This is a genomic window from Streptomyces canus (assembly GCF_030815415.1).
GTDB lineage: Bacteria > Actinomycetota > Actinomycetes > Streptomycetales > Streptomycetaceae > Streptomyces > Streptomyces canus_F.
Genome location: NZ_JAUSWW010000001.1, coordinates 7263392 through 7282889, shown reverse-complemented (window position 1 = coordinate 7282889; position 19498 = coordinate 7263392). Strand labels below are relative to the sequence as shown.

18 protein-coding genes and 2 pseudogenes are annotated in these 19498 nt (G+C 71.0%); 16 read left to right on the top strand and 4 right to left on the bottom strand.

The genetic code is table 11. The features are described 5' to 3' along the window. The first annotated feature begins 29 nt into the window (after window positions 1–29). On the top strand, window positions 30–1217 hold the full coding sequence (locus tag QF037_RS33655) for a winged helix DNA-binding domain-containing protein (protein ID WP_307031810.1): 1188 nt from the start codon (window positions 30–32) through the stop codon (window positions 1215–1217). Between the two features lie 64 nt (window positions 1218–1281). On the opposite strand, the gene QF037_RS33650 is transcribed toward QF037_RS33655, so the two are convergent. Then, the gene (locus QF037_RS33650) at window positions 1282–1590 is read right to left on the bottom strand and encodes a hypothetical protein (protein WP_307031808.1); all 309 of its coding nucleotides are present in this window, start codon (window positions 1588–1590) and stop codon (window positions 1282–1284) included. A gap of 174 nt (window positions 1591–1764) precedes the next feature. On the opposite strand from QF037_RS33650, the gene QF037_RS33645 reads away from it, so the two are divergent. From QF037_RS33645 to QF037_RS33600, 10 genes are all read left to right on the top strand, one after another. Then, window positions 1765–2124 carry an arsenate reductase family protein gene (locus tag QF037_RS33645; protein WP_307031806.1) on the top strand — a complete coding sequence of 120 codons (360 nt, stop codon included), beginning with the start codon at window positions 1765–1767 and terminating at the stop codon, window positions 2122–2124. A gap of 58 nt (window positions 2125–2182) precedes the next feature. Continuing rightward, the gene (locus QF037_RS33640; RefSeq protein ID WP_307031804.1) at window positions 2183–2971 is read left to right on the top strand and encodes a hypothetical protein; all 789 of its coding nucleotides are present in this window, start codon (window positions 2183–2185) and stop codon (window positions 2969–2971) included. Window positions 2972–3068: 97 nt separating this feature from the next. Beyond that, a complete protein-coding gene (locus QF037_RS33635; protein WP_307031802.1) occupies window positions 3069–3725 on the top strand; it encodes a hypothetical protein in 657 nt (218 codons plus the stop codon). A gap of 351 nt (window positions 3726–4076) precedes the next feature. Then, window positions 4077–5105 carry a glutamine synthetase gene (gene glnII / locus QF037_RS33630; RefSeq protein ID WP_307031800.1) on the top strand — a complete coding sequence of 343 codons (1029 nt, stop codon included), beginning with the start codon at window positions 4077–4079 and terminating at the stop codon, window positions 5103–5105. Window positions 5106–5194: 89 nt separating this feature from the next. After that, complete coding sequence (locus QF037_RS33625) at window positions 5195–6115, top strand: DUF6891 domain-containing protein (RefSeq protein WP_307031798.1); 921 nt, start codon at window positions 5195–5197, stop codon at window positions 6113–6115. Between the two features lie 299 nt (window positions 6116–6414). Further along, a complete protein-coding gene (locus tag QF037_RS33620) occupies window positions 6415–6978 on the top strand; it encodes a winged helix-turn-helix domain-containing protein (protein ID WP_307031795.1) in 564 nt (187 codons plus the stop codon). A gap of 69 nt (window positions 6979–7047) precedes the next feature. Beyond that, complete coding sequence (locus tag QF037_RS33615; RefSeq protein ID WP_307031794.1) at window positions 7048–8073, top strand: SDR family oxidoreductase; 1026 nt, start codon at window positions 7048–7050, stop codon at window positions 8071–8073. A gap of 53 nt (window positions 8074–8126) precedes the next feature. Beyond that, window positions 8127–9398, top strand: coding sequence for a sensor histidine kinase (locus QF037_RS33610; protein WP_307031792.1), 1272 nt, complete (start codon window positions 8127–8129; stop codon window positions 9396–9398). Beyond that, the gene (locus tag QF037_RS33605) at window positions 9383–10036 is read left to right on the top strand and encodes a response regulator (protein ID WP_307031790.1); all 654 of its coding nucleotides are present in this window, start codon (window positions 9383–9385) and stop codon (window positions 10034–10036) included. The genes QF037_RS33610 and QF037_RS33605 overlap by 16 nt, the downstream gene beginning before the upstream one ends. A 180-nt stretch (window positions 10037–10216) precedes the next feature. Next, window positions 10217–11770 carry a DUF1996 domain-containing protein gene (locus QF037_RS33600; protein WP_307031788.1) on the top strand — a complete coding sequence of 518 codons (1554 nt, stop codon included), beginning with the start codon at window positions 10217–10219 and terminating at the stop codon, window positions 11768–11770. A gap of 64 nt (window positions 11771–11834) precedes the next feature. Here QF037_RS33600 and QF037_RS33595 read toward each other — a convergent pair whose 3' ends face one another. Continuing rightward, complete coding sequence (locus QF037_RS33595; RefSeq protein ID WP_307031787.1) at window positions 11835–12248, bottom strand: hypothetical protein; 414 nt, start codon at window positions 12246–12248, stop codon at window positions 11835–11837. A 110-nt stretch (window positions 12249–12358) separates the two neighbouring features. On the opposite strand from QF037_RS33595, the pseudogene QF037_RS51515 reads away from it, so the two are divergent. From QF037_RS51515 to QF037_RS33575, 5 genes and pseudogenes are all read left to right on the top strand, one after another. Beyond that, window positions 12359–12460: pseudogene (locus QF037_RS51515) on the top strand (tetratricopeptide repeat protein); the annotation flags it as partial. Between the two features lie 289 nt (window positions 12461–12749). After that, window positions 12750–14669, top strand: coding sequence for a hypothetical protein (locus QF037_RS33590; protein WP_307031785.1), 1920 nt, complete (start codon window positions 12750–12752; stop codon window positions 14667–14669). A 101-nt stretch (window positions 14670–14770) separates the two neighbouring features. Further along, window positions 14771–15513 (top strand): annotated as a pseudogene (locus QF037_RS33585) (metal-dependent hydrolase); the annotation flags it as partial. 143 nt (window positions 15514–15656) lie between these two features. After that, on the top strand, window positions 15657–16700 hold the full coding sequence (locus QF037_RS33580; protein ID WP_307031783.1) for a PDR/VanB family oxidoreductase: 1044 nt from the start codon (window positions 15657–15659) through the stop codon (window positions 16698–16700). A gap of 56 nt (window positions 16701–16756) precedes the next feature. Beyond that, a complete protein-coding gene (locus QF037_RS33575; protein WP_307031781.1) occupies window positions 16757–17446 on the top strand; it encodes a TetR/AcrR family transcriptional regulator in 690 nt (229 codons plus the stop codon). Here the strand turns inward: QF037_RS33575 and QF037_RS33570 are convergent. After that, complete coding sequence (locus tag QF037_RS33570; RefSeq protein ID WP_307031779.1) at window positions 17443–17796, bottom strand: 5-carboxymethyl-2-hydroxymuconate Delta-isomerase; 354 nt, start codon at window positions 17794–17796, stop codon at window positions 17443–17445. The genes QF037_RS33575 and QF037_RS33570 overlap by 4 nt on opposite strands. Before the next feature lie 66 nt (window positions 17797–17862). Beyond that, on the bottom strand, window positions 17863–19485 hold the full coding sequence (locus QF037_RS33565) for a fused response regulator/phosphatase (RefSeq protein ID WP_307031777.1): 1623 nt from the start codon (window positions 19483–19485) through the stop codon (window positions 17863–17865). Window positions 19486–19498 lie beyond the last annotated feature (13 nt).

Genomic DNA, 19498 nt, shown 5'->3' with positions numbered 1-19498 from the left:
ATGGGGGCAGCGGATGGGTGGAGGTTGGTATGGGTGGTGGGCCGGAGCGGTATGTCGGGGTCGGGGAGCGGCGGGGGCGGATTGGGGTGCGGCATCTGCTGGGGCGGGAGGTGAGGGCGGGGCGGCCGGAGGAGGTGGCCTCGGCGCTTGTTGCCTTGCATGGGAGTGATCCGGCGACCGTGTATCTGGCCGTGGGGGCTCGGTTGGCGGGGTCGGTGAAGACCGTGGGTGAGACCGAGCGGGCGTTGTACGAGGATCGTGCGCTGGTGCGGATGCACGGCATGCGGCACACGGTGTTCGTGTTCCCCGCCGAGCTGGTCGCGGTCGTGCACGCCTCGACGGGCGTGACCGTCGCCGCGCGGGAGCGTGCCTCGCTGGTCAAGGACATGGCCAGGGCGGGGGCGCCGGATGCCGTGTGGCTGGCGGAGGTCGAGGAGTCGGCGCTGGCCGCGCTGGGGCGGCGGGGTGAGGCGACGGCGTCCGAACTGGCCTTGGACGAGCCGCGGTTGCGGGAGCAGTTCACGTACGCCGCGGGGAAGAGCTACGAGGGTGTGCACACCGTCTCGACACGGCTGCTGAGGGTGTTGGGGACCGAGGGGAAGGTCGTACGGGGGCGGCCGCTCGGCTCCTGGACGTCCTCGCAGTTCCGCTGGGCGGTGGCGCCCGCGCATCCGGAACTCGACGTCGCCGAGGCGCAGGCGGCCCTGCTCGGGCGCTGGCTCGCGGTGTGCGGGCCGGCCACGGAGGACGACCTCAAGTGGTGGACGGGCTGGAAGGTGACGGAGGTCCGGCGGGCGCTGGCCGCGATCGGGGCGCGGGCGGTGGCCCTGGACGAGGGCACGGGGTGGGTCACGGCGGAGGACGTCGAGCCGGTGGCCGGGCCGGTGGAGCCCTGGGCCGCGCTGCTGCCCGCCCTCGATCCGACGGCGATGGGGTGGCGGCAGCGGGACTGGTACCTGGCGCCGGAACTACGGCCCCAGCTCTTCGACCGCAGCGGCAACGTGGGACCGACGGTGTGGTGGAACGGGCGGGTGGTGGGGGGCTGGGCCCAGCGCGCCGACGGGGAGATCGTGTGGCGGGTGCTGGAGAAGGAGGGGGTGGGGCGTGAGGCGGAAGCGGCGATCGGGGCGGAGGCGGAGCGGTTGCGGGGGTGGGTGGGGGCGACCCGGGTGACGCCGCGGTTCCGGACGCCGTTGGAGCGGGAGTTGGCCGGGTAAGGGGTGGCCGGCGGCGAGGCGGCGCCGGGTGCCCCGAGCGGCACGGGGTACCCGGCGCCATGGCTCACCGCGCGTAACGCATCAGCGCCCGCACCATGTGGCACGTCGTGTCCGACGGCGGATGGACGCCGATCGTCTCCGCCGTGGCCCTTATCGTCTCGTTGCGGGCCTGGTTGGGCAGATAGACGCCCGAGTCGAGCAGGGCAATGGCGAGCCGCATCGCCTTGAGGCGGCGGTTGTGCGTGATGTACCACTCGCGCGGGCGGCCGGGCGGCAGTGCGCGCTTCTCCACGGGCGCGTACGGCAGGTCCAGCAGCACCGGGTGCTGGGCGGTCGACTGGGTGGGCAAGGGCTTCAGTGCGGCAGCGGGCACAGGCATCCTCCTGTCGCGGTCAGGGCGTCCACGGGGGGCCACGACGCCCCCCGCAACACCCTCGAACACTTCTACTATTCTACCCTCCGCCACTGACAAAAGGCCCTGGCCACAAGGGCTTTCGGGGCCGCTGTGACCCAGGTGGAGAACGGGTTTTCGCGTACCGTGGACGGCATGGAGATCTGGATCAACCCGGCCTGTTCCAAGTGCCGCAGCGCCCTCACCCTGCTCGACGCCGAGGGCGCCGACTACACCGTCCGCCGCTACCTGGAGGACGTACCGAGCGAGGCCGAGATCAAGGACGTACTCGACCGTCTCGGCCTCGAACCGTGGGACATCACCCGCACCCAGGAGGCCGCCGCCAAGGAGCTCGGGCTCAAGGACTGGACCCGGGACGAGTCCTCGCGGGACCGCTGGATCAAGGCGCTCTCCGAGCACCCCAAGCTCATCCAGCGGCCGATCATCACGGCGGAGGACGGGACGGCGGTGGTCGGCCGTACCGACGAAGCCGTACGGGATGCTCTGTCCCGCTAAGCAAGCGATTGTCCGGCGGCGGGAGTTCGGGGCGTCGACGCTGTTACCCTCCGCCGCCATGACCTTCGGTGATCAAGGAACGCCGTACGGGGCCGCGGACCCGTACACCCAGTGGGTGGTCGAGCAGGAGCGGATACGCCGGCGGCGCACCCGGCGCGCGGTGGCCGCGGGGACGGGTGTCGTCCTCGTCACGGCGATCACCGCGGGAGGTGTCCTGTACGCGGGTGGCGACGGTGACCGGGAGGCGGCCGCTCCCCCGTCGTCGGCGACCGCGTCCGTCACCGCGTCCCTGCCCTCCGGCGCCCCGTCCGCGCTGCCCTCCCTGCTGTCCCGGCCCGTGATCCGTCCGGAGCAGGCCTTCCCCGCGAAGAGCGTGCGGCTCGACGACGGCTCCCGGTACGAGCGTGTCGACCTGGCCACCACCACCGACTGCTCCGAGGGCATGTCGCCGGAGCTGGCCGCGCTGATCCAACAGGGGCAGGGGTGCGAGCGGTTGACCGCCGCGCTGTTCACGGACGCCGAGCGGCGGTCGCAGGTGACGGTGACCGTGCTGAGCTTCCGGACCGTCCAGGACGCCTCGAAGGTGTTCGCGATGGCCTCGATGGACCCGGTGGCCTATCAGGTGGTGTCGCTCGATCCGCCGCCGGAAGCGGGGCTGCCGACCGTGCCGCCCGGTTCGGCCGGGGTGTTCCGGCGGTTGATGACCGTGCGGTCCGTGGTGTTCGCGAACGGACAGTGGGGGGACGGGACGGAGACCGACGAGGCCGCGATCACCGAGGAGACCGAGGATCTCCTCCAGTACGCCGACGACAACGTGGTGGCGTACGAGGATCCAAGTTCTGTGTGACGCAGGTTACTTCAGTGACTCCTGTAAACCGCTGAGTAACCTCGTTCGGTATCTCGTACATAGCGGCGTACGCTCCCCGACCTCTCAGGAGGCGCGCATGTCGCGTAGGAGAACTGTCAGTACGGGCAGGAAGGTCGCGCTGTTCGTCGGTGCGGCCGCGGTGGCGGGTGGTGGGGCCTTCGTCATGGCGAGCACCTCGAACGCCTCGCAGGCTCCACAGAATGTGCGGACCAAGGCCGACTCGGCCGTCTGCCAGGGGCTTGCCACCGCCCTCGGCAACAACCAGAAGTTCATCGACGGTCAACGGGCCGCACCGGACGCGCAGTCCACGGCCCGGATCGCCAACCGCGAGGCCGTCATCGCACAGATCAAGGTGCAGCAGAAGGCGTCCGGATGCGCTGTTGGGGAGTCGGCTCAGGACTCCCAGGCGGCACAGCCGGCCACGCCGAGCGCCGCAGCGAGCGTGGCCCCGAGTGCGGCACCGAGCGCACCGGCCGCCGTCTCGGGGCAGCAGGTCTGCAACGGCTCCACCGTCACCCTCTCCGGCGAGGCCGGGGCGCCCGCCGCCTCCAGCAACCAGTTCCCGGCGGGGACAAAGCTGAAGGTCACCAACCTGGACAACAACAAGTCCACGACGGTGGAGGTCACTTCGGTCTCCGGCAGCTGTGCGCTGCTGAACAACGCCGCTTTCGAGCAGGTCCGCGAGCCCGGGAAGTTCCTGATCCGACGGGCCCTGATCGAGAAGGTGGGGTGAGGCCGACGGCGTAGAACCCCGTACGTGTCACAGGTCCCGCTGTTCGCGGCCACGAACAGCGGGACCTACACGTCTTCGGCAACCGCATCGCATACGAGCCCGTCGGACCGTGTCGCCGCGCAGCCGTCAGCAGGGGTTTCTGTCGGCTTTCTGTGTCGGCTTGTGCACACCGGCCGTCCTCACGGCGTGAGACGCGCCACAGAACCACCAGGTAACACGGGGTTCACATCGGAGCAATGATCGGGAAATCGCCTGTTGACAGGCTGCCGGGCATCAAGCGCGGCGTTTCAGTGCCGCAGCGCCGCAGCACCCGCACATGCGCCTAGAGACCCACCCCGAAGGATGTGTCCCGTGACCTTCAAGGCTGAGTACATCTGGATCGACGGCACCGAGCCGACGGCCAAGCTCCGCTCGAAGACCAAGATACTCGCCGACTCCGCCAAGGGCGCCGAGCTGCCGATCTGGGGCTTCGACGGTTCTTCCACGAACCAGGCCGAGGGGCACTCCTCCGACCGCGTGCTCAAGCCGGTGTTCACCTGCCCGGACCCGATCCGTGGCGGCGACGACATCCTGGTGCTGTGCGAGGTCCTCGACATCGACTTCACTCCGCACTCCTCCAACACCCGCGCCGCGCTGGCCGAGGTCGCCGAGAAGTTCGCCGCTCAGGAGCCGATCTTCGGCATCGAGCAGGAGTACACGTTCTTCAAAGACGGCTACCCGCTCGGCTTCCCCAAGGGCGGCTTCCCGGCCCCCCAGGGCGGCTACTACTGCGGTGTCGGCGCCGACGAGATCTTCGGCCGTGACGTCGTCGAGGCGCACCTGGACAACTGCCTGAAGGCGGGTCTGGCGATCTCCGGCATCAACGCCGAGGTCATGCCCGGTCAGTGGGAGTTCCAGGTCGGCCCGGTCTCCCCGCTGGAGGTCTCCGACCACCTGTGGATCGCCCGCTGGCTGCTCTACCGCACCGCCGAGGACTTCGGCGTCTCCGCCACCCTGGACCCCAAGCCGGTCAAGGGCGACTGGAACGGCGCGGGCGCGCACACCAACTTCTCCACCAAGGCGATGCGCGAGACGTACGAGGCGATCATCACCGCCGCCGAGTCGCTCGGTGAGGGCTCCAAGCCGCTCGACCACGTCAAGAACTACGGCGCCGGCATCGACGACCGGCTGACCGGTCTGCACGAGACCGCCCCGTGGAACGAGTACTCCTACGGTGTCTCCAACCGTGGCGCCTCGGTCCGTATCCCGTGGCAGGTCGAGAAGGACGGCAAGGGTTACATCGAGGACCGCCGTCCGAACGCCAACGTCGACCCGTACCTGGTGACGCGTCTGATCGTCGACACGTGCTGCTCCGCGCTGGAGAAGGCCGGTCAGGTCTGATCCGCCGGCCAGTAACTTCCCGAGGGGCGTCCAGCCGCATGGTGGACGCCCCTCGGTGCGTTGTCAGTGGGACGTGCGAAGGTGGGGGCATGGAGATCGACGGGGGCCCGCTCGACATCAAGGTCCAGACGGAGAACAACGAGACACACACCCGGATTTCGGCCGCGCGCCTGCGTGAGCTGGTGCACCGGATCGGGGGCAGCGGCGATCACTTCCTGATCGTGCAGCGGATACCGGACCGGCCGGCGGTGTTCATCCAGGTCGCCCACACACCGGGTGGGGTCTACGAGTTCCAGCACCGCACCGGCTCCGTCCCCCACATGTGGGTGACCGAGGTGACGGACCCGGACCTCGTCGCGGACGTCATGGCGCGCTGGGCACGGCAGGAGAAGGACTGGGACGCCCCGGTCACCTGGCAGCGCGACGAGCTCGCGGCGCCCCAGGAGGTGCCCCCGCCCGACCCGGACGTCGCCGCGCAGGCCGAGAAGTACGTGCGTGAGACGCTCGCCGACGGCTATCTCGGCATCGCGGAGATCATCCGCGAGACCGTGTACATGGTGGAGGACCGGCTCACCACCGCCCAGGCCCGCCCGATCGTCGAGCGGCTGTGGCTGGAGCGGGTCGAGGAGCAGGAGACCTGGTCGGGGCCGACCGACCCGGATCGCCTGGAGCGGGCGTTCGCCGCGCTGGAGGGCGACGGCATCGTCGCGCGGGAGAACTTCACCTGCTGCGGCGGCTGCGGGAAGGCCGAGATCGGCGTCGAGATGGCGGACGCGGGCGCCCGGGGCTTCGTCTTCTTCCACTACCAGTGCACCCGCAGCGCGGCCGAGCACAACGAACTCACCCTCTACTACGGAGACACCGACAACAGCCCGGAGGCCACCGCCGCCGTGGGCCGAAAGATCGTCGCCGCCCTCGAGGCCGCCGGGTTGTCCACGGAGTGGGACGGCAGTCCGGACAAGACCATCACCGTCACTCCCCTGGTCTGGCGCAAGCGCCTGGTGGGGTGAGGCACACCACGCTCGATCTCACATCGAGGAAGCGTCCAAGCAGTGAGAGGAGTCTCCTGTTGCGGGCCTGTGTCTGCTTCAATGAGCGCATGGCCAGCTTCCAGAACCCCAGCGCGACAGGTCGCCATGACCTCGAGCCGTTCTGGCCCTCTCGTCAGCACCATGACTTCGACCGGGTGTGTTGCCGCGCGGTGAACGCGCGGGCCCTCTAAAGCCGTACACCCCTTCGGCCTTCGGCCAGCGCGCAGTCGACGTACGTCCACCGACGAACCTCCTCGCGCGAAAAGAGCTGACTTCTCATGGCGACCACTCGTTCCCTGTCCACCGCCCCTCTCCCCACCCCTTCCGAGAGCGGCGCACGGCATCGACTCCGGGCCGTCGGCCCCGACGACGTCCCCGGCGTGGTGGACTTCCTGCCGCCCGGCGCCACCTGGCTGCCCGCTCCGCAGCACACCCTGCCCACCCTTCCGGGCCAGCCGCCGATGATCGGCTACCTGGTGCTCGTCCCGGCCGACCAGCAGCCGCCCCTGCTGCAGGACCCGGCGGGCCAGGCCGGCGAGGCCGACGGCGACCCGCTCGTCCGGGTCGACACCGTGCAGCGCACCGCCGAGGTGAACGGCGCGGAACTCGACCTCACCTACCTGGAGTTCGAACTCCTCGCGCATCTCGTCGCACACCCGCACCGGGTGCACACCCGCGACCAGCTGGTCACCACGGTGTGGGGCTACGGACATGTGGGCGACGGCCGTACCGTCGACGTCCACATCGCCCGGCTGCGCCGCAAGCTGGGCGCCGAGAACCGCCAGGCCATCCAGACGATCCGCCGGGTCGGCTACAAGTACTCCCCGCCGACCGGGCGCTGACGGCACCGGTCGTCTGCTGACGGCAGAGATCCGTCCCGTACGGCCGCCTCGGCGGGCAGAGTCTGTGACATGAGACTTCTGGTGCTGGGTGGTACGGAGTTCGCGGGACGGGCCGTCGTCGAGGCGGCCCTCGGGCGCGGCTGGGACGTGACCGTCTTCCATCGTGGACGGCACACACCCGTGGCCGGGGTGCGGTCGCTGCACGGCGACCGCACCACGCCCGACGGGCTCGCCGCACTGGCCGGGAGCGGCGGCTCCTGGGACGCCGTCGTCGACACCTGGTCGGCGGCACCGTCCGCGGTGCGTGACGCGGCGCGGCTGCTGCGGGGCCGCGCCGGGCGGTACGTGTATGTGTCGAGCTGCTCGGTGTACGCCTGGGCGCCGCCCGCCGGCTACACCGAGGACGCTCCCCTGGTGGAGGGCGCCTCGTCCGACGCCGGGCAGCGCGACTACGCCCGCGACAAGCTGGGCGGCGAGCTGGCCGCGACCGAGGTCTTCGGCGCGGACCGCTCGCTGCTCGTCCGGTCGGGGCTGCTGATCGGGCCGTACGAGAACATCGGGCGGCTGCCGTGGTGGCTGACCCGGATCGCGCGCGGCGGTCCGGTGCTGGCGCCCGGGCCACGGGATCTGCCGCTCCAGTACGTCGATGTCCGCGACCTCGCCGAATGGATCATGGACGGGGTGGAGCGGGAGCTGAGCGGACCGTACAACCTGATGAGCGAGCGCGGGCACACCACCATGGGCGCACTCCTGGACGCCTGCTCGAAGGTGACCGGGGGCGCCGCCGACCTGCGGTGGACCGACCCGGACGTGGTGCTCGGCGCGGGCATCGAGCCGTGGACCCAGCTGCCGGTGTGGGTGCCGCCGGGCAGTGATCTGCACGCCGCGCTGCACAGTGCCGACGTCTCGCGGGCCGTCGGGGCGGGGCTGCGCTGCCGGCCGGTCGGGGAGACCGTGGCCGACACCTGGAGCTGGCTGCGGGAGATCGGCGGCACCGCGCCACAGCGGCCCGACCGGCCCGCGGTGGGCCTCGACCCGGCGGTGGAGGCGAAGGTGCTGGGCCTCGACGGGGGTGTACCCAGCACCACCTCCTGACCCGGTGGCCAAGCCCCGTGCCCCGCCCGCCTCCCTCGGCCAGACTGGCTGCCATGGACATCGAGACGCAGCGCGACAGCGGTCGCACAGGGGCAAAAGGCATGGGGCGGGCGGCGGTTCGGGGGCTGGCGCTGGCACTGGTGGCGCTTCCGGGGGCCGTGCTCTGCTTCACCCTCTCCCTGGTGTCCTTCGCGCTGATCCCGATCGGGGTCGGGATCGTCACCACACCGTGGGTGCTGACCGGCGTACGGGCGTTCGCGGACTGGCGGCGGGTGCTCGCCGCCGAGTGGGGCGGGGTACGGATCCCGTCGGCGTACCGGCCGATCCCCGAGGACGCCAACCCGTGGACGCGCACCTTCGGCATGCTGCGGGACCCGGCGACCTGGCGGGACCTGCGCTGGCTGCCGGTCGACATGACGGCGGGCTATCTCACCGCGCTGCTGCCGGCCGTGCTCGTGCTCTACCCCCTGGAGGGGTTCGCGCTGGCGGCGGGGCTGTGGCGGGTGTTCCCCGACGGGTACTGGTACGGGTTCGTCCCCGTCACCGGACAGGCCTCGGCGCTGGCCGCCGCCGCCCTCGGGCTTGTCATCCTCTTCTTCGGCCACTTCTTCGCACCCCGTGCGCTCCAGGCACACTTCCGGCTCACCAAGGCCGTTCTCGGCGCCAACCAGGGTGAACTCTCCGAGCGGGTGCGGGTGCTGACCGAGACGCGGCGCGATGCCGTGGACAACTCCGCCGCCGAACTGCGGCGTATCGAACGGGATCTGCACGACGGGGCGCAGGCCCGGCTGGTCGCCATGGGCATGGACCTGGGCACCATCGAGATGCTCCTCGACAAGGACCCGGCGAAGGCCAAGGAGTTGCTCGCGCAGGCCCGCAAGTCCTCCGTCGACGCCCTGGCCGAACTGCGCGACCTGGTCCGTGGCATCCATCCGCCGGTGCTCGCCGAGCGCGGACTCGGGGATGCCGTGAAGGCGTTGGCGCTGCGGCTGCCGCTGCCGCTGCCCTCCGAGGTGACGGTGGAGCTGCCCGGTCGGGCGGACGCGCCGGTCGAGTCGGCGGCGTACTTCGCGATCAGCGAGATCCTCACCAACGCCGTGAAGCACTCCGGCGCCGACCGGCTCTGGATCGACCTGCATCACACCGAGGGCATGCTGCGGATCACCGTCACCGACGACGGCAAGGGCGGCGCGGCGATCGGGGCGGGCTCGGGTCTGGCCGGGGTCGAGCGCCGGCTGGGTACATTCGACGGCGTCCTGGCCGTCAGCAGCCCCGCGGGCGGTCCCACCATGGTGACCATGGAGATCCCTTGCGTGTTGTCCTAGCCGAAGACTTGTTCCTCCTGCGTGACGGACTGGTCCGGCTGCTGGAAGCCCACGGCTTCGAGATCGCCGCGGCCGTCGAGTCCGGCCCCGAGCTCGCCCGCGCGCTGGCCGAGCTGGAGCCGGACGTCGCCGTGGTCGACGTACGGTTGCCTCCCACGCACACCGACGAGGGCCTGCAGTGTGCGCTCGACGCCCGCCGGGCGCGGCCCGGGCTTCCCGTGCTGGTGCTGTCGCAGCACGTGGAGCAGCTGTACGCGCGCGAGCTGCTGGCCGACGGCACCGGCGCGGTGGGGTATCTGCTGAAGGACCGGGTGTTCGACGCGGCGCAGTTCGTGGACGCCGTGCACCGGGTGGCGGCGGGCGGCACCGCGATGGACCCCCAGGTCATCCAGCAGTTGCTGAGCCGGCGGGCCGCCGCGGACCAGCCGCTGGGCCGGCTGACCCCGCGGGAGCTGGAGGTGCTGGAGCTGATGGCGCAGGGCCGGTCCAACGCGGCGATCGCGGGACAGCTGGTCGTCACAGAACGGGCCATTGCCAAGCACACCTCCAACATCTTCACCAAATTGGACCTCGAGGTGTCGGACGACGACAACCGACGCGTTCTCGCGGTCCTCGCCTATCTGGACCAGGGCCGGTGAACGGTTGTTGATTTTCTGTAACCTCCGCTGTTCAGGCGATTGTTGAGGCCGGACGGCCGAGTAATCCTCTGATTTGTTTGTGAGGCGACTGAACACCCGTGGGACCACGTCCGTATGGAACGACGCCGCTTCACTCCTGTCGGGCGACTCGACGCCCCGCAAGGAAGTCAGAGGAGTTCCATGGGACGCAACATTCGTAAACGCCGTACGTCGATGACCGCCAAGGTCGTGGCCGGGTCGGCAGCCCTAGCGCTCGGTGGGGGCGGGCTTGTATGGGCGAACTTCTATGCCTCGGCGCATGAGTCGGGGTCCGGTCAGAACCAGGTGAAGGCCGCCGGGGCACAGATCGCCACGATCCAGTGCCCGGACGTCGGTCAGAAGCTGACGAGCGTCCCGAACGGGGCCCGGTCCGGCGTGAGCACGGAGCTGGCGAACCTGGACAAGCAGATCACCGAGGCCTACGCCCGCCTCGCCTCCACGCGCCAAGCACAGACGAACGACTCGGGGTTCGTCCAGAACGCGATCCTCGGCCCGCTCAAGGACAAGCGGACCGCGGCTCTGGACCGGATCCGGATCAACATCCAGCGCGCCGGCGGTGCCAACCCCAACCTGGGCCAGCTCGCCGGATGCACCGGAGTGCCGGCCGAACAGCCGCAGACCAACGACGGCGAGGCCGGCCAGGACGGCGGCCAGCAGCAGGACGGCGGTCAGCAGCAGGACGGCGGTCAGCAGCAGGGCGACGGTCAGGACCAGGATCAGGGTCAGGACCAGGGCAACGGCCAGCAGAACGGCCAGGGGGGCAACGGCCCGACGGCCGCCGACTTCGTGGACATCACGCAGGTCCAGGCCAACGCCCAGCTCGGTGTGGGCGCCAACGGACTCGCCGCCAACGGCCAGTCGGGTTCGCGCGGCACCTTCACCACCAAGTGCGGCACCAACGGGAACGACAACCACAACACGGACAACGTGATCGTGGCCCCCGGCGTCTCCAACGGTGCCCACCACCTGCACGACTACGTCGGCAACCAGAGCAACGACGCGTTCGCGAGCGACCAGGAACTGGCGGCGGCACAGACCAGCTGCCAGAACCAGGGCGACAAGTCGTCGTACTTCTGGCCGGTGCTGCGACTGCAGGACGGTTCGCAGGACTTCGACCAGAACGCGGCCGGCGGTGGCACCGAGGGCAACGTGGGCAAGATCCTCCAGCCCGCGCAGGCGCAGCTGAAGTTCGTCGGCAACAAGAAGGGCAACGTCGTCGCGATGCCGACGGCCCTGCGCATCATCACCGGTGACGCCAAGGCGTTCGTCAACGGCAACGCCAACGCCAACGTCAACTGGAGCTGCACAGGCTTCGAGAACAAGGTCCAGCTGAAGGACAAGTACCCGATCTGCCCGCAGGGCAGCCAGGTGGTGCGCACGACCAACTTCCAGAGCTGCTGGGACGGTCAGAACATCGACAGCGCCAACCACCGCACCCACGTGGCGTTCGTCCAGGCCGACGGCACCTGCGCGAACAACTTCAAGGCGATCCCGCAGCTCCAGGTCCGGCTGGTCTACAACGTTCCGGCCCCGACCATCGAGAACGGGACGGTCGTGAACCCGTACGCGGTGGACACCTTCCCGGAGAACCTGCACAAGCCGATCACCGACCACAACGACTTCATCAACTTCTTCTCCGCGAACACGATGAACAAGCTGGTCAAGTGCATCAACACCGGCCAGAAGTGCCAGTGAGCTAGCTAGCGCGCAAGAAAGCCGGCGGTGGGATTTCCCACCGCCGGCTTTCTCGTGCTCGTGCTCAGTGGCTGCCGGAGTGCGCCGTGTGGTCCTGGCCCTCCTCGATGTCGCCACCGAGGGTGGCGCGCAGGGTGGTCACCGTCTTGGTCTCGCCGACGGCGATCCACTTGCGGCCGACGAGGTAGTGACCGCCGTAGTCCTTGGCCCCGTTGATCCACTCGCGCTGGCCGCGGTCGGTGGCGAAGGTGGCCAGGATGAACTTGCCGTCGGCGTCGCTCTTGCGGCACGAGGCCTGGCGGATCTCGTCGGCGTCGATCTGGATGGTCGGATCGCAGCCCACCTCGGCGGCCAGGTGCTCGAGGCTGCCGGTCGCCGTCTCCGGTACCGCGGCCTTGTCGTCGTCGCCACCGGAGCCGCAGCCGGTCAGTACAAGAGCCGCCGCGGCGACCGCGAGCATCGATCGGGTCAACCTCATCTGTTCCTCCGGAACCTTCCCATGGGCCTGGGTGCCCGTCCCCTTCCATACGGCTGCGCGGCAAGGTGCGCTCAAATCCGCTGTCCCCCTGGGCACACCCGCGCGAGAGTATGCCGGTGAACGAGGACTGGGAACAGCGGATCACGGCCGCCTGGGCCACCTTCGACGAGTACCCCGAGGACCGCGCCGCCGAATTCCGGGCGGTGATCGACGTCCGGCAACCCAGTTGACGGACCTACCGCCGGACGGGCGGGAAGTGACGCCTGTGGAGGCTCATGTAAGACCGGAACCCTCGGGGAACGGCGGGAGCTTGCGAAGCAGGAACCCGTGGTGGTGCCGCCCTGCGGCGCGGACCTGAATCCCTTGCGGCAGCAGGGAGGGCGTCAACAGCGGCCGATGGCCAACCTCACTCGACCAGCGCTGGACCCGGAGGCGGAACATGCCCCCTCCGGGCTTCCGGTCCCAGGGTGACCATCCAACGATTCGCTCGTTTTGCTGAACGTGCAGCCACAGGATGTCGCCCCGCCCCCCGCACCCGCCTCCCCCGAGCCGTTCGTCGACGTCGAACAGGCCGAGGCCGCGCTCGTCGAGCACTACCCACGGCTCGTCCGGCTCGGCTATCTGGTGCTGCCGCCGAGCCTGGGCCGCAACCGGCGGGTCCTGACCGCGCACGCCCTCACCCAGCGCGCCCTGCCCCGGGGCCGTGCCTCGACGCCCGTCATCCCGGCCCAGTCGACCGGCCGCGACGGCGACCCCGGCTACGCTCTCGTCCGCCTCCAGGTGCTGCGTACGGCGCTGGAGGCGGGCCTGCCGCTCTCCTTCAAGGCGTGGCCCAAGCGCTCCCAGCTGCCGCCGCTGCTCCCCCAGGTGCGGGGTCTCAGGCTCTTCCCCCGCTCGGGCGGGGCCGATGAACTCGCCCTGGACCAGAAGCTGTCCGCCCTGTCCGGCCCGGCCCGCGCCGCCTATGTCCTGCGCGGTCTGGAGCGGCTCCCGGACGGCGAGGTCCGCCGGGTGCTGACGGCGGCCGGTGTGGCGGAGCCGGGCGAGGCGCTGGAGGAGGCCGACACCGTCCCGGCCCAGTACCCGCTCCTCGACTCCGCCGAGTTCGACCCCTGCTCGCTCCAGGCCCGGCCCACCGACCTGATGCGGCGCCGGCAGCACATGAAGGCCGCGCTCGCCGCCGCCGTGGCCGCCACCGTGTGCGGGGCGCTGCTCGGCCTGCCCGGTGACGGCTGGGGCCCGGACGGCGCGGCCGCTCCCGCGTACGCGCGGAACCCGGCCGCCCAGGCCGCCCTCGACCCGGGCCGGGTGACGAGGGTCCCGGCCACCGCCTGGCAGGCCGCCTCGCGCAACGACTTCTCCGTGTGGCCCGCCCGCGGCGACCTCACCGACGACACCGCGCTGCTGCGCCGCGCCCTCGCCGTCTGGGCCCGCCCCGGCGAGACGGTGCAGGTCTCCGCGACCCCCGGCACCCCGTCCGGCGGCCCCTCGGGACCGGCCCAGCTCCTGTACGCCGGGACCGTCGACAACGCGCGCGTGGTGATCCTCTACGACGGTCTGCGCATCGCCCGTTACGCCGAGCCGAAGGACGGCACGCGGGGCGCGGCCCTCGACTTCGCGCGGGTCGACGGGGCGACGTCGGCCGAGGCGAGCGCGGTCGTGCTGGGCCGGGCCGACGGCAATGTCCGCTATCTCATGGCGCCTTGGGTGACGAAGGCCGCCGAGCGGGACCTGCTGAAGCCCTCCGCCGGCGCGATGGCCCTCACCCTGACCGACGGGGTGACCTCGCCGCTGGCCGGCCCCGCCCAGCAGACCACCGGCTGCACGTCCTGGAATGTCCTCCAGCTGACCGACCGCGGCGGCACCCGGCTGATGAGCGACCTCGGCGAACTGGTCCCGGCCCGGCTCACCACCGGCCGCCCCGGCGCGCTCCACGAGGTGTCCGGCGCGGAGCCGCTGCGCACCTGGGCGCCGTACGCCTGCTCCCTGTCGGCGATGCGCTCGGCGGGCGTACGGACGGTGAACGCGTGGCCCTACGCCCAGCAGCGGCTGCCCGACGCGAGCGGTGCCGCGGACTGGATGTGCACGCGCGCCGAGACCTGGCGTGGTGGCGGCACCCGGGTGCTGGCGCAGTTCCGCACACCCGGCGGGGCGTACGGGGCGGTCGCGGCGAAGGCCGAGAACGTCCCGGCGTGCGGGCCGCGGGACCCGCATGTGCTGGCGGGTGTGCTGTGGAAGTCGGAGGCGGGCAACTGGTATCTGCTGGCGGCCGGCAGCAAGGACACGGCGTCGGTAAGTGCGACGGGTGCGGTCAGTGGCTCCGCCAGGGGCAACCTGCTGACCGTGAAGACGAAGGAAGGCGCGCAGGCCGGGCTGAAGGGGACGCTGGAGGACGGGCGGCCGATCAACGGGCTGCGGTAGGCCGGGAGCGGGCCGGGTCAGGAACGGGCTTGCTGACACTGGCGTAAACAAGAGCGTGCACGAGGGTTCCCGGAAGGCCTACCCGTCAGTACATTGACGCCATGTCCAACACGCCGGACCGGGTGCCGCTCAAGGCGCGGAAGGTGTCCTTCGCCTGGGAGGACACCCCGCTGCACTGGGTGCCCGGCGATCCCTTCACCACGCACACCATCAATGTGCTCCATCTTCTGCTGCCGGCCGGCGAGCCTGGTTCGTGCACGTCTACAAGCAGGTGCTGCCGCTCATCCGGGACGAGCGGCTGCGCGAGGACGTCATCGGGTTCATCGGCCAGGAGGCCATGCACTCGCAGGCCCATGACGAGGTGCTGCCGCATCTGAAGGAGCTCGGCCTCGATCCGACGCCCTACACCGCGCAGATCGACTGGTTCTTCGAGAAGCTGCTCGGCGACCGGACCCTGCCGCCGGGCAAGGCGCGCACGTGGTGGCTCCTGGAGCGCGTGGCCCTCATCGCGGCCATCGAGCACTACACCGCCTTCCTCGGCGACTGGGTGCTGAACGCCGGGGAGTTGGACCGGCGGGGCGCCGATCCGACCATGCTGGACCTGCTGCGCTGGCACGGCGCCGAGGAGGTCGAGCACCGCTCGGTCGCCTTCGACCTCTTCCAGCACGTGGACGGCAGCTACCGGCGCCGGGTGCGCACCTGGGCCACGGCGTTCACGGCGCTGGTGTTCCTGTGGCAGCGCGGGGTCCGTTTCTTCATGGCGAACGACCCGACGCTGGCCGACGGCAGGGCGAGCTTCAAGGACTTCCACGTCCGGGGTCGGCGCGGTGTGCTGCCCGGGACCGGCGACATGCTCCGGTCGATACCGCGCTATCTGAGCCGCGGCTACCACCCCTCCCAGGAGGGCTGCACCGAGCAGGCCGTCGCCTATCTGGCCTCCTCCCCCGCCGCCGTCGCGGCCCTCGCGGCCGAGAAGGGAGCCGAGTGATGCCGAAGCCGCTGACCGTCGTGCTCGTCGCGGGGGCCGCCCTCCTCACCCGCCGGGCGATGCGCCGCCGCATCCAGGTCTCACCGCTGTGGCCGATGCCCGCGCTGGACGAGCCGGTCTCCGGGCGGACCCGGTCGCGGGCGCTGCGGCTGCTGGTGGCCTCGCGCGAGGAGGTCGCCGACGGGGTCGTACAACTGCGCCTGACGGGAAGGGACTTGCCGCGCTGGGAGCCCGGCGCGCACCTGGACCTCGTCCTGCCGTCGGGCCTTGTCCGGCAGTACTCGCTGTGCGGGGACCCGGCGGACACCTCGTCGTACACGGTGGCGGCCCGGCTGGTGGCGGACGGGCGGGGCGGCTCGCGCGAGGTGCACGAGCAGGTGGCCGAGGGCATGGAGCTGGAGGTGCGCGGGCCCCGCAACCGTTTCCCGCTCGTCGAGGCGTCGTCGTACGTCTTCGTCGCGGGCGGCATCGGGATCACACCGATCCTGCCGATGCTGCGGGCGCTGCCGGACGGGGCGGAGTGGCGGTTGCTGTACTGCGGGCGGTCACGGGAGTCGATGCCGTTCCTCGCGGAGCTCGAGGAACTGGACCAGGTGACCGTCGTCGCCGGTGTGCCCGAACTCGGCGCGCTGGACGTTCCCGAGGGGGCGGCCGTCTACTGCTGCGGCCCGGAAGGGCTCATGGCGGCGGTCGAGGAGCGGTTCCCGCAGGTGCGTCTGGAGCGGTTCACGCCCCGCGTCACCGCGCCGGGCGCCGCCTTCGAGGTCGAACTCCGGCGCAGCGGGCGGACACTGGCGGTCCCGGCGGACTCCTCCGTACTGGCCGCCGTGCGCCGGGAACTGCCGGACACCCTCTACTCCTGCGAGCAGGGTTTCTGCGGGACCTGCCGGCAGCGGGTGCTGGAGGGCGAGGTGGACCACCGGGACGAGCTTGGGGGCACCTCCCACGCCCTTAAGGCAGTGGGGGAAGACGCGGAGCGCGATGACTCGATGCTGATCTGCGTTTCGCGCGCGCGAAGTGAGCGACTTGTGCTGGATATGTGAACACCCGTGTCCGGACCGGGCCGTTCCGGGCCGGATCCGATCGGTAAGGTGTTCGCATGACTACCGGGGTACGGCGAAGAATGGGAGTCGAGGAGCGGCGGCAGCAGCTGATCGGCGTTGCCCTCGAACTGTTCAGCCAACGCTCGCCCGACGATGTCTCCATCGACGAGATAGCGACCGCGGCAGGCATCTCCCGGCCGCTGGTCTACCACTACTTCCCCGGCAAACTCAGCCTCTACGAGGCCGCGTTGAAGCGTGCGGCCGACGATCTGTCGGACCGGTTCGTGGAGGCGCGGGAAGGGCCGCTGGGCACGCGGCTGCTGCGGGTGATGCGGCGGTACTTCGACTTCGTGGACGACCACGGGCCCGGTTTCGCGGCCCTGATGCGGGGCGGCCCGGCCGTCGGCTCCTCGGCGACCAACGCACTCATCGACTCCGTGCGGCAGGCCGCGTATGACCAGATCCTTTCGCATCTGCGGGTGGAGAAACCGCCCGCGCGGCTGGAACTGGTCATCCGCTCCTGGATCTCGCTCGCCGAGTCGACCGCGCTGATCTGGCTGGACGGCCGGCGCATCCCGCGCGGCGAGCTGGAGGTACAGCTCGTGCACGACTTCGCCGCACTGGCCGCGGTGAGCGCGGCCCACGACGAGGAGATGGCCGCGCTGTTGCGCCACATGCTCAAGGACGAACCGCACGACGGCCCCTTCACCGACCTGGCGGCCCGACTGATCGCGCTGGCCTCCTAGAGCACGGCCTTGGTGTAGGAGGCGTCCAGGTCGCGCACCTCGGCGGAGAGGTGCACGGTGAGGCCGTCCTCGGACCCGACGTGCTTGCACAGCAGTTCCACGACGGCCTCGGTGAGCTTCGCCTTGGTCTCGTCCGACCGTCCGGCGAGCAGGGCGATCGTGACGTTCACGATCGCGTGGTTCGTCGTCTCGCCGCCGACCGCCTCGTCCTCGGTGCGCAGCACCCGGGTCTTGCACGCCTCGAGCTTCGCGGCCGCCGTCTCGACGACGACCGGGTGCAGCGCCAGGGCGAACTCCTCCCAGTGGACGCGGTCGAGACGCGGGGAGTGTTCGATGGTGATCTGCGGCATGTGGACTCCTGTTCTAGGTCGACGAGGGCACCCTAACCGTCGTACCGGAGCCCTCACAGGGCCGTCTCACCCCAGCCGCAGCGCCAGCATCGCGATGTCGTCCTCCCGGTCGTGGCCGAAGGAGGCCAGAAGGGTGTCGCACAGGGCGTCCAGGCCGGGCAGGGAGCCGACGGCGGCCGCGCGGAGGTGCTCCATCGAGGCCGAGAGGTCGATGCCCCGGGTCTCGATCAGGCCGTCGGTGACCATGAGGAGCCGGTCGGTGGGTTCGAGGAAGAGCTCGGTGACCGGCGGGTGCGGCAGCCCGACACCGAGCAGCGGACCGGCCGCCTTGACGTAGTCGGCGCTGCCGGTGTCCCGGACGATCAGCGGGGGGATGTGTCCCGCGTTGGCGATACGGGTGCGCCCGGTGCCGGGATCGATCAGGGCCAGACAGACCGTGGCCGTGAGGTCGGGGTGGTAGCGCTGGAGCATCCGGTCCAGGCGCTCCGCGAGCACGGCCGGCTCACTGTCCTCGACGGCGTAGGCGCGCAGCGCGTGCCGGATCTCCACCATGACGGTCGCCGCGTCCAGCGAGTGCCCGACGACGTCGCCGACCGCGGTGAGCACGCCGTCGTCGGTAGGCAGCGCCGCGTAGAAGTCACCGCCGATCTCGGTCTCCGGGGACGCGGGCACATAGCGGACCACGACGTCGATGCCCGGCAGCTCGGGCAGCCGGTGCGGCTGGGGCAGGAAGCTGTGCTGGAGCGTGAGCGCGACATGCCGCTCCACCTGGTACATGAGCAGCGGTTCCGCGGCGAACGCGGTGGCCTGGGTCAGCTGGGCCAGCAGGCTCTCGCGCTCGGGGCCCAGCCGCCGCATCCCGCGCGCGGGCGCGGCCAGGCACACCGTGGCCCTGCCGTCCTGCGTGCGCACGAGCGCCAGGCGGGCGTCGTGCTCCACGCCGGGCCGGAAGTACCCGGCCGGCCACAGCGGCGCGGGCACCGTCGTGAGCTGTACGCCGGCGGACTGTCCCCGGGTGAGCCGCTGGAGCAGAGCCGCCACCGCCCGGTCGGCCCCCTCGTCCGGCAGGGCGACCGGAACGCGGTCCCGGGACAGGCCCCGGTACAGCCGCCCCTCCTGCTCCAGGACGAAGACGGCGGCGGGGGTGCCGGTGACCCGCGAGATGCCCTCGGCGGCCGCGTCGGTCAGTTCCGGCAGGGAGCGCGCCGCCTGGATGGTGACGATCGTCTCCGACAGCAGTGTCAGCCGTCGTACCAGCGCCCGGTCGTCGGCCCGCACCTGGGCGTTGCGCACGGCGGCCCGGACCACGGCCTCGATCTCCAGGGGCTCGGCGGGCACCTTCAGATAGGCCTCGAATCCCGCGTCCAGGCCCTCGCAGCAGTCGACCGGCGCCACGTTGGCGGCGGAGAAGTGCACGACGGGCAGCGCGGCCGTGTGCGGACGCTCCTTGAAGAGGCGGCACAGTTCGAAACCGCTCATGTCCGGCAGGCCCACGTCGACGAGGGCCACGTCCGGCAGGGTGCCCTTGCGCAGCCGGTCGTCGAGTTCGGCGAGCGCCTCGTGGCCGGTGGCGACCGGAACGACCCGGTGGCCGGCACGGCTGAGCAGGGTGCTCATGGCATACCGGCTTGCCTCCGCATCGTCCACGACCATCACGGTCGTGCCTGTCAGGTCTCCGTTGACGTCCATGTGTTCAGCCCTT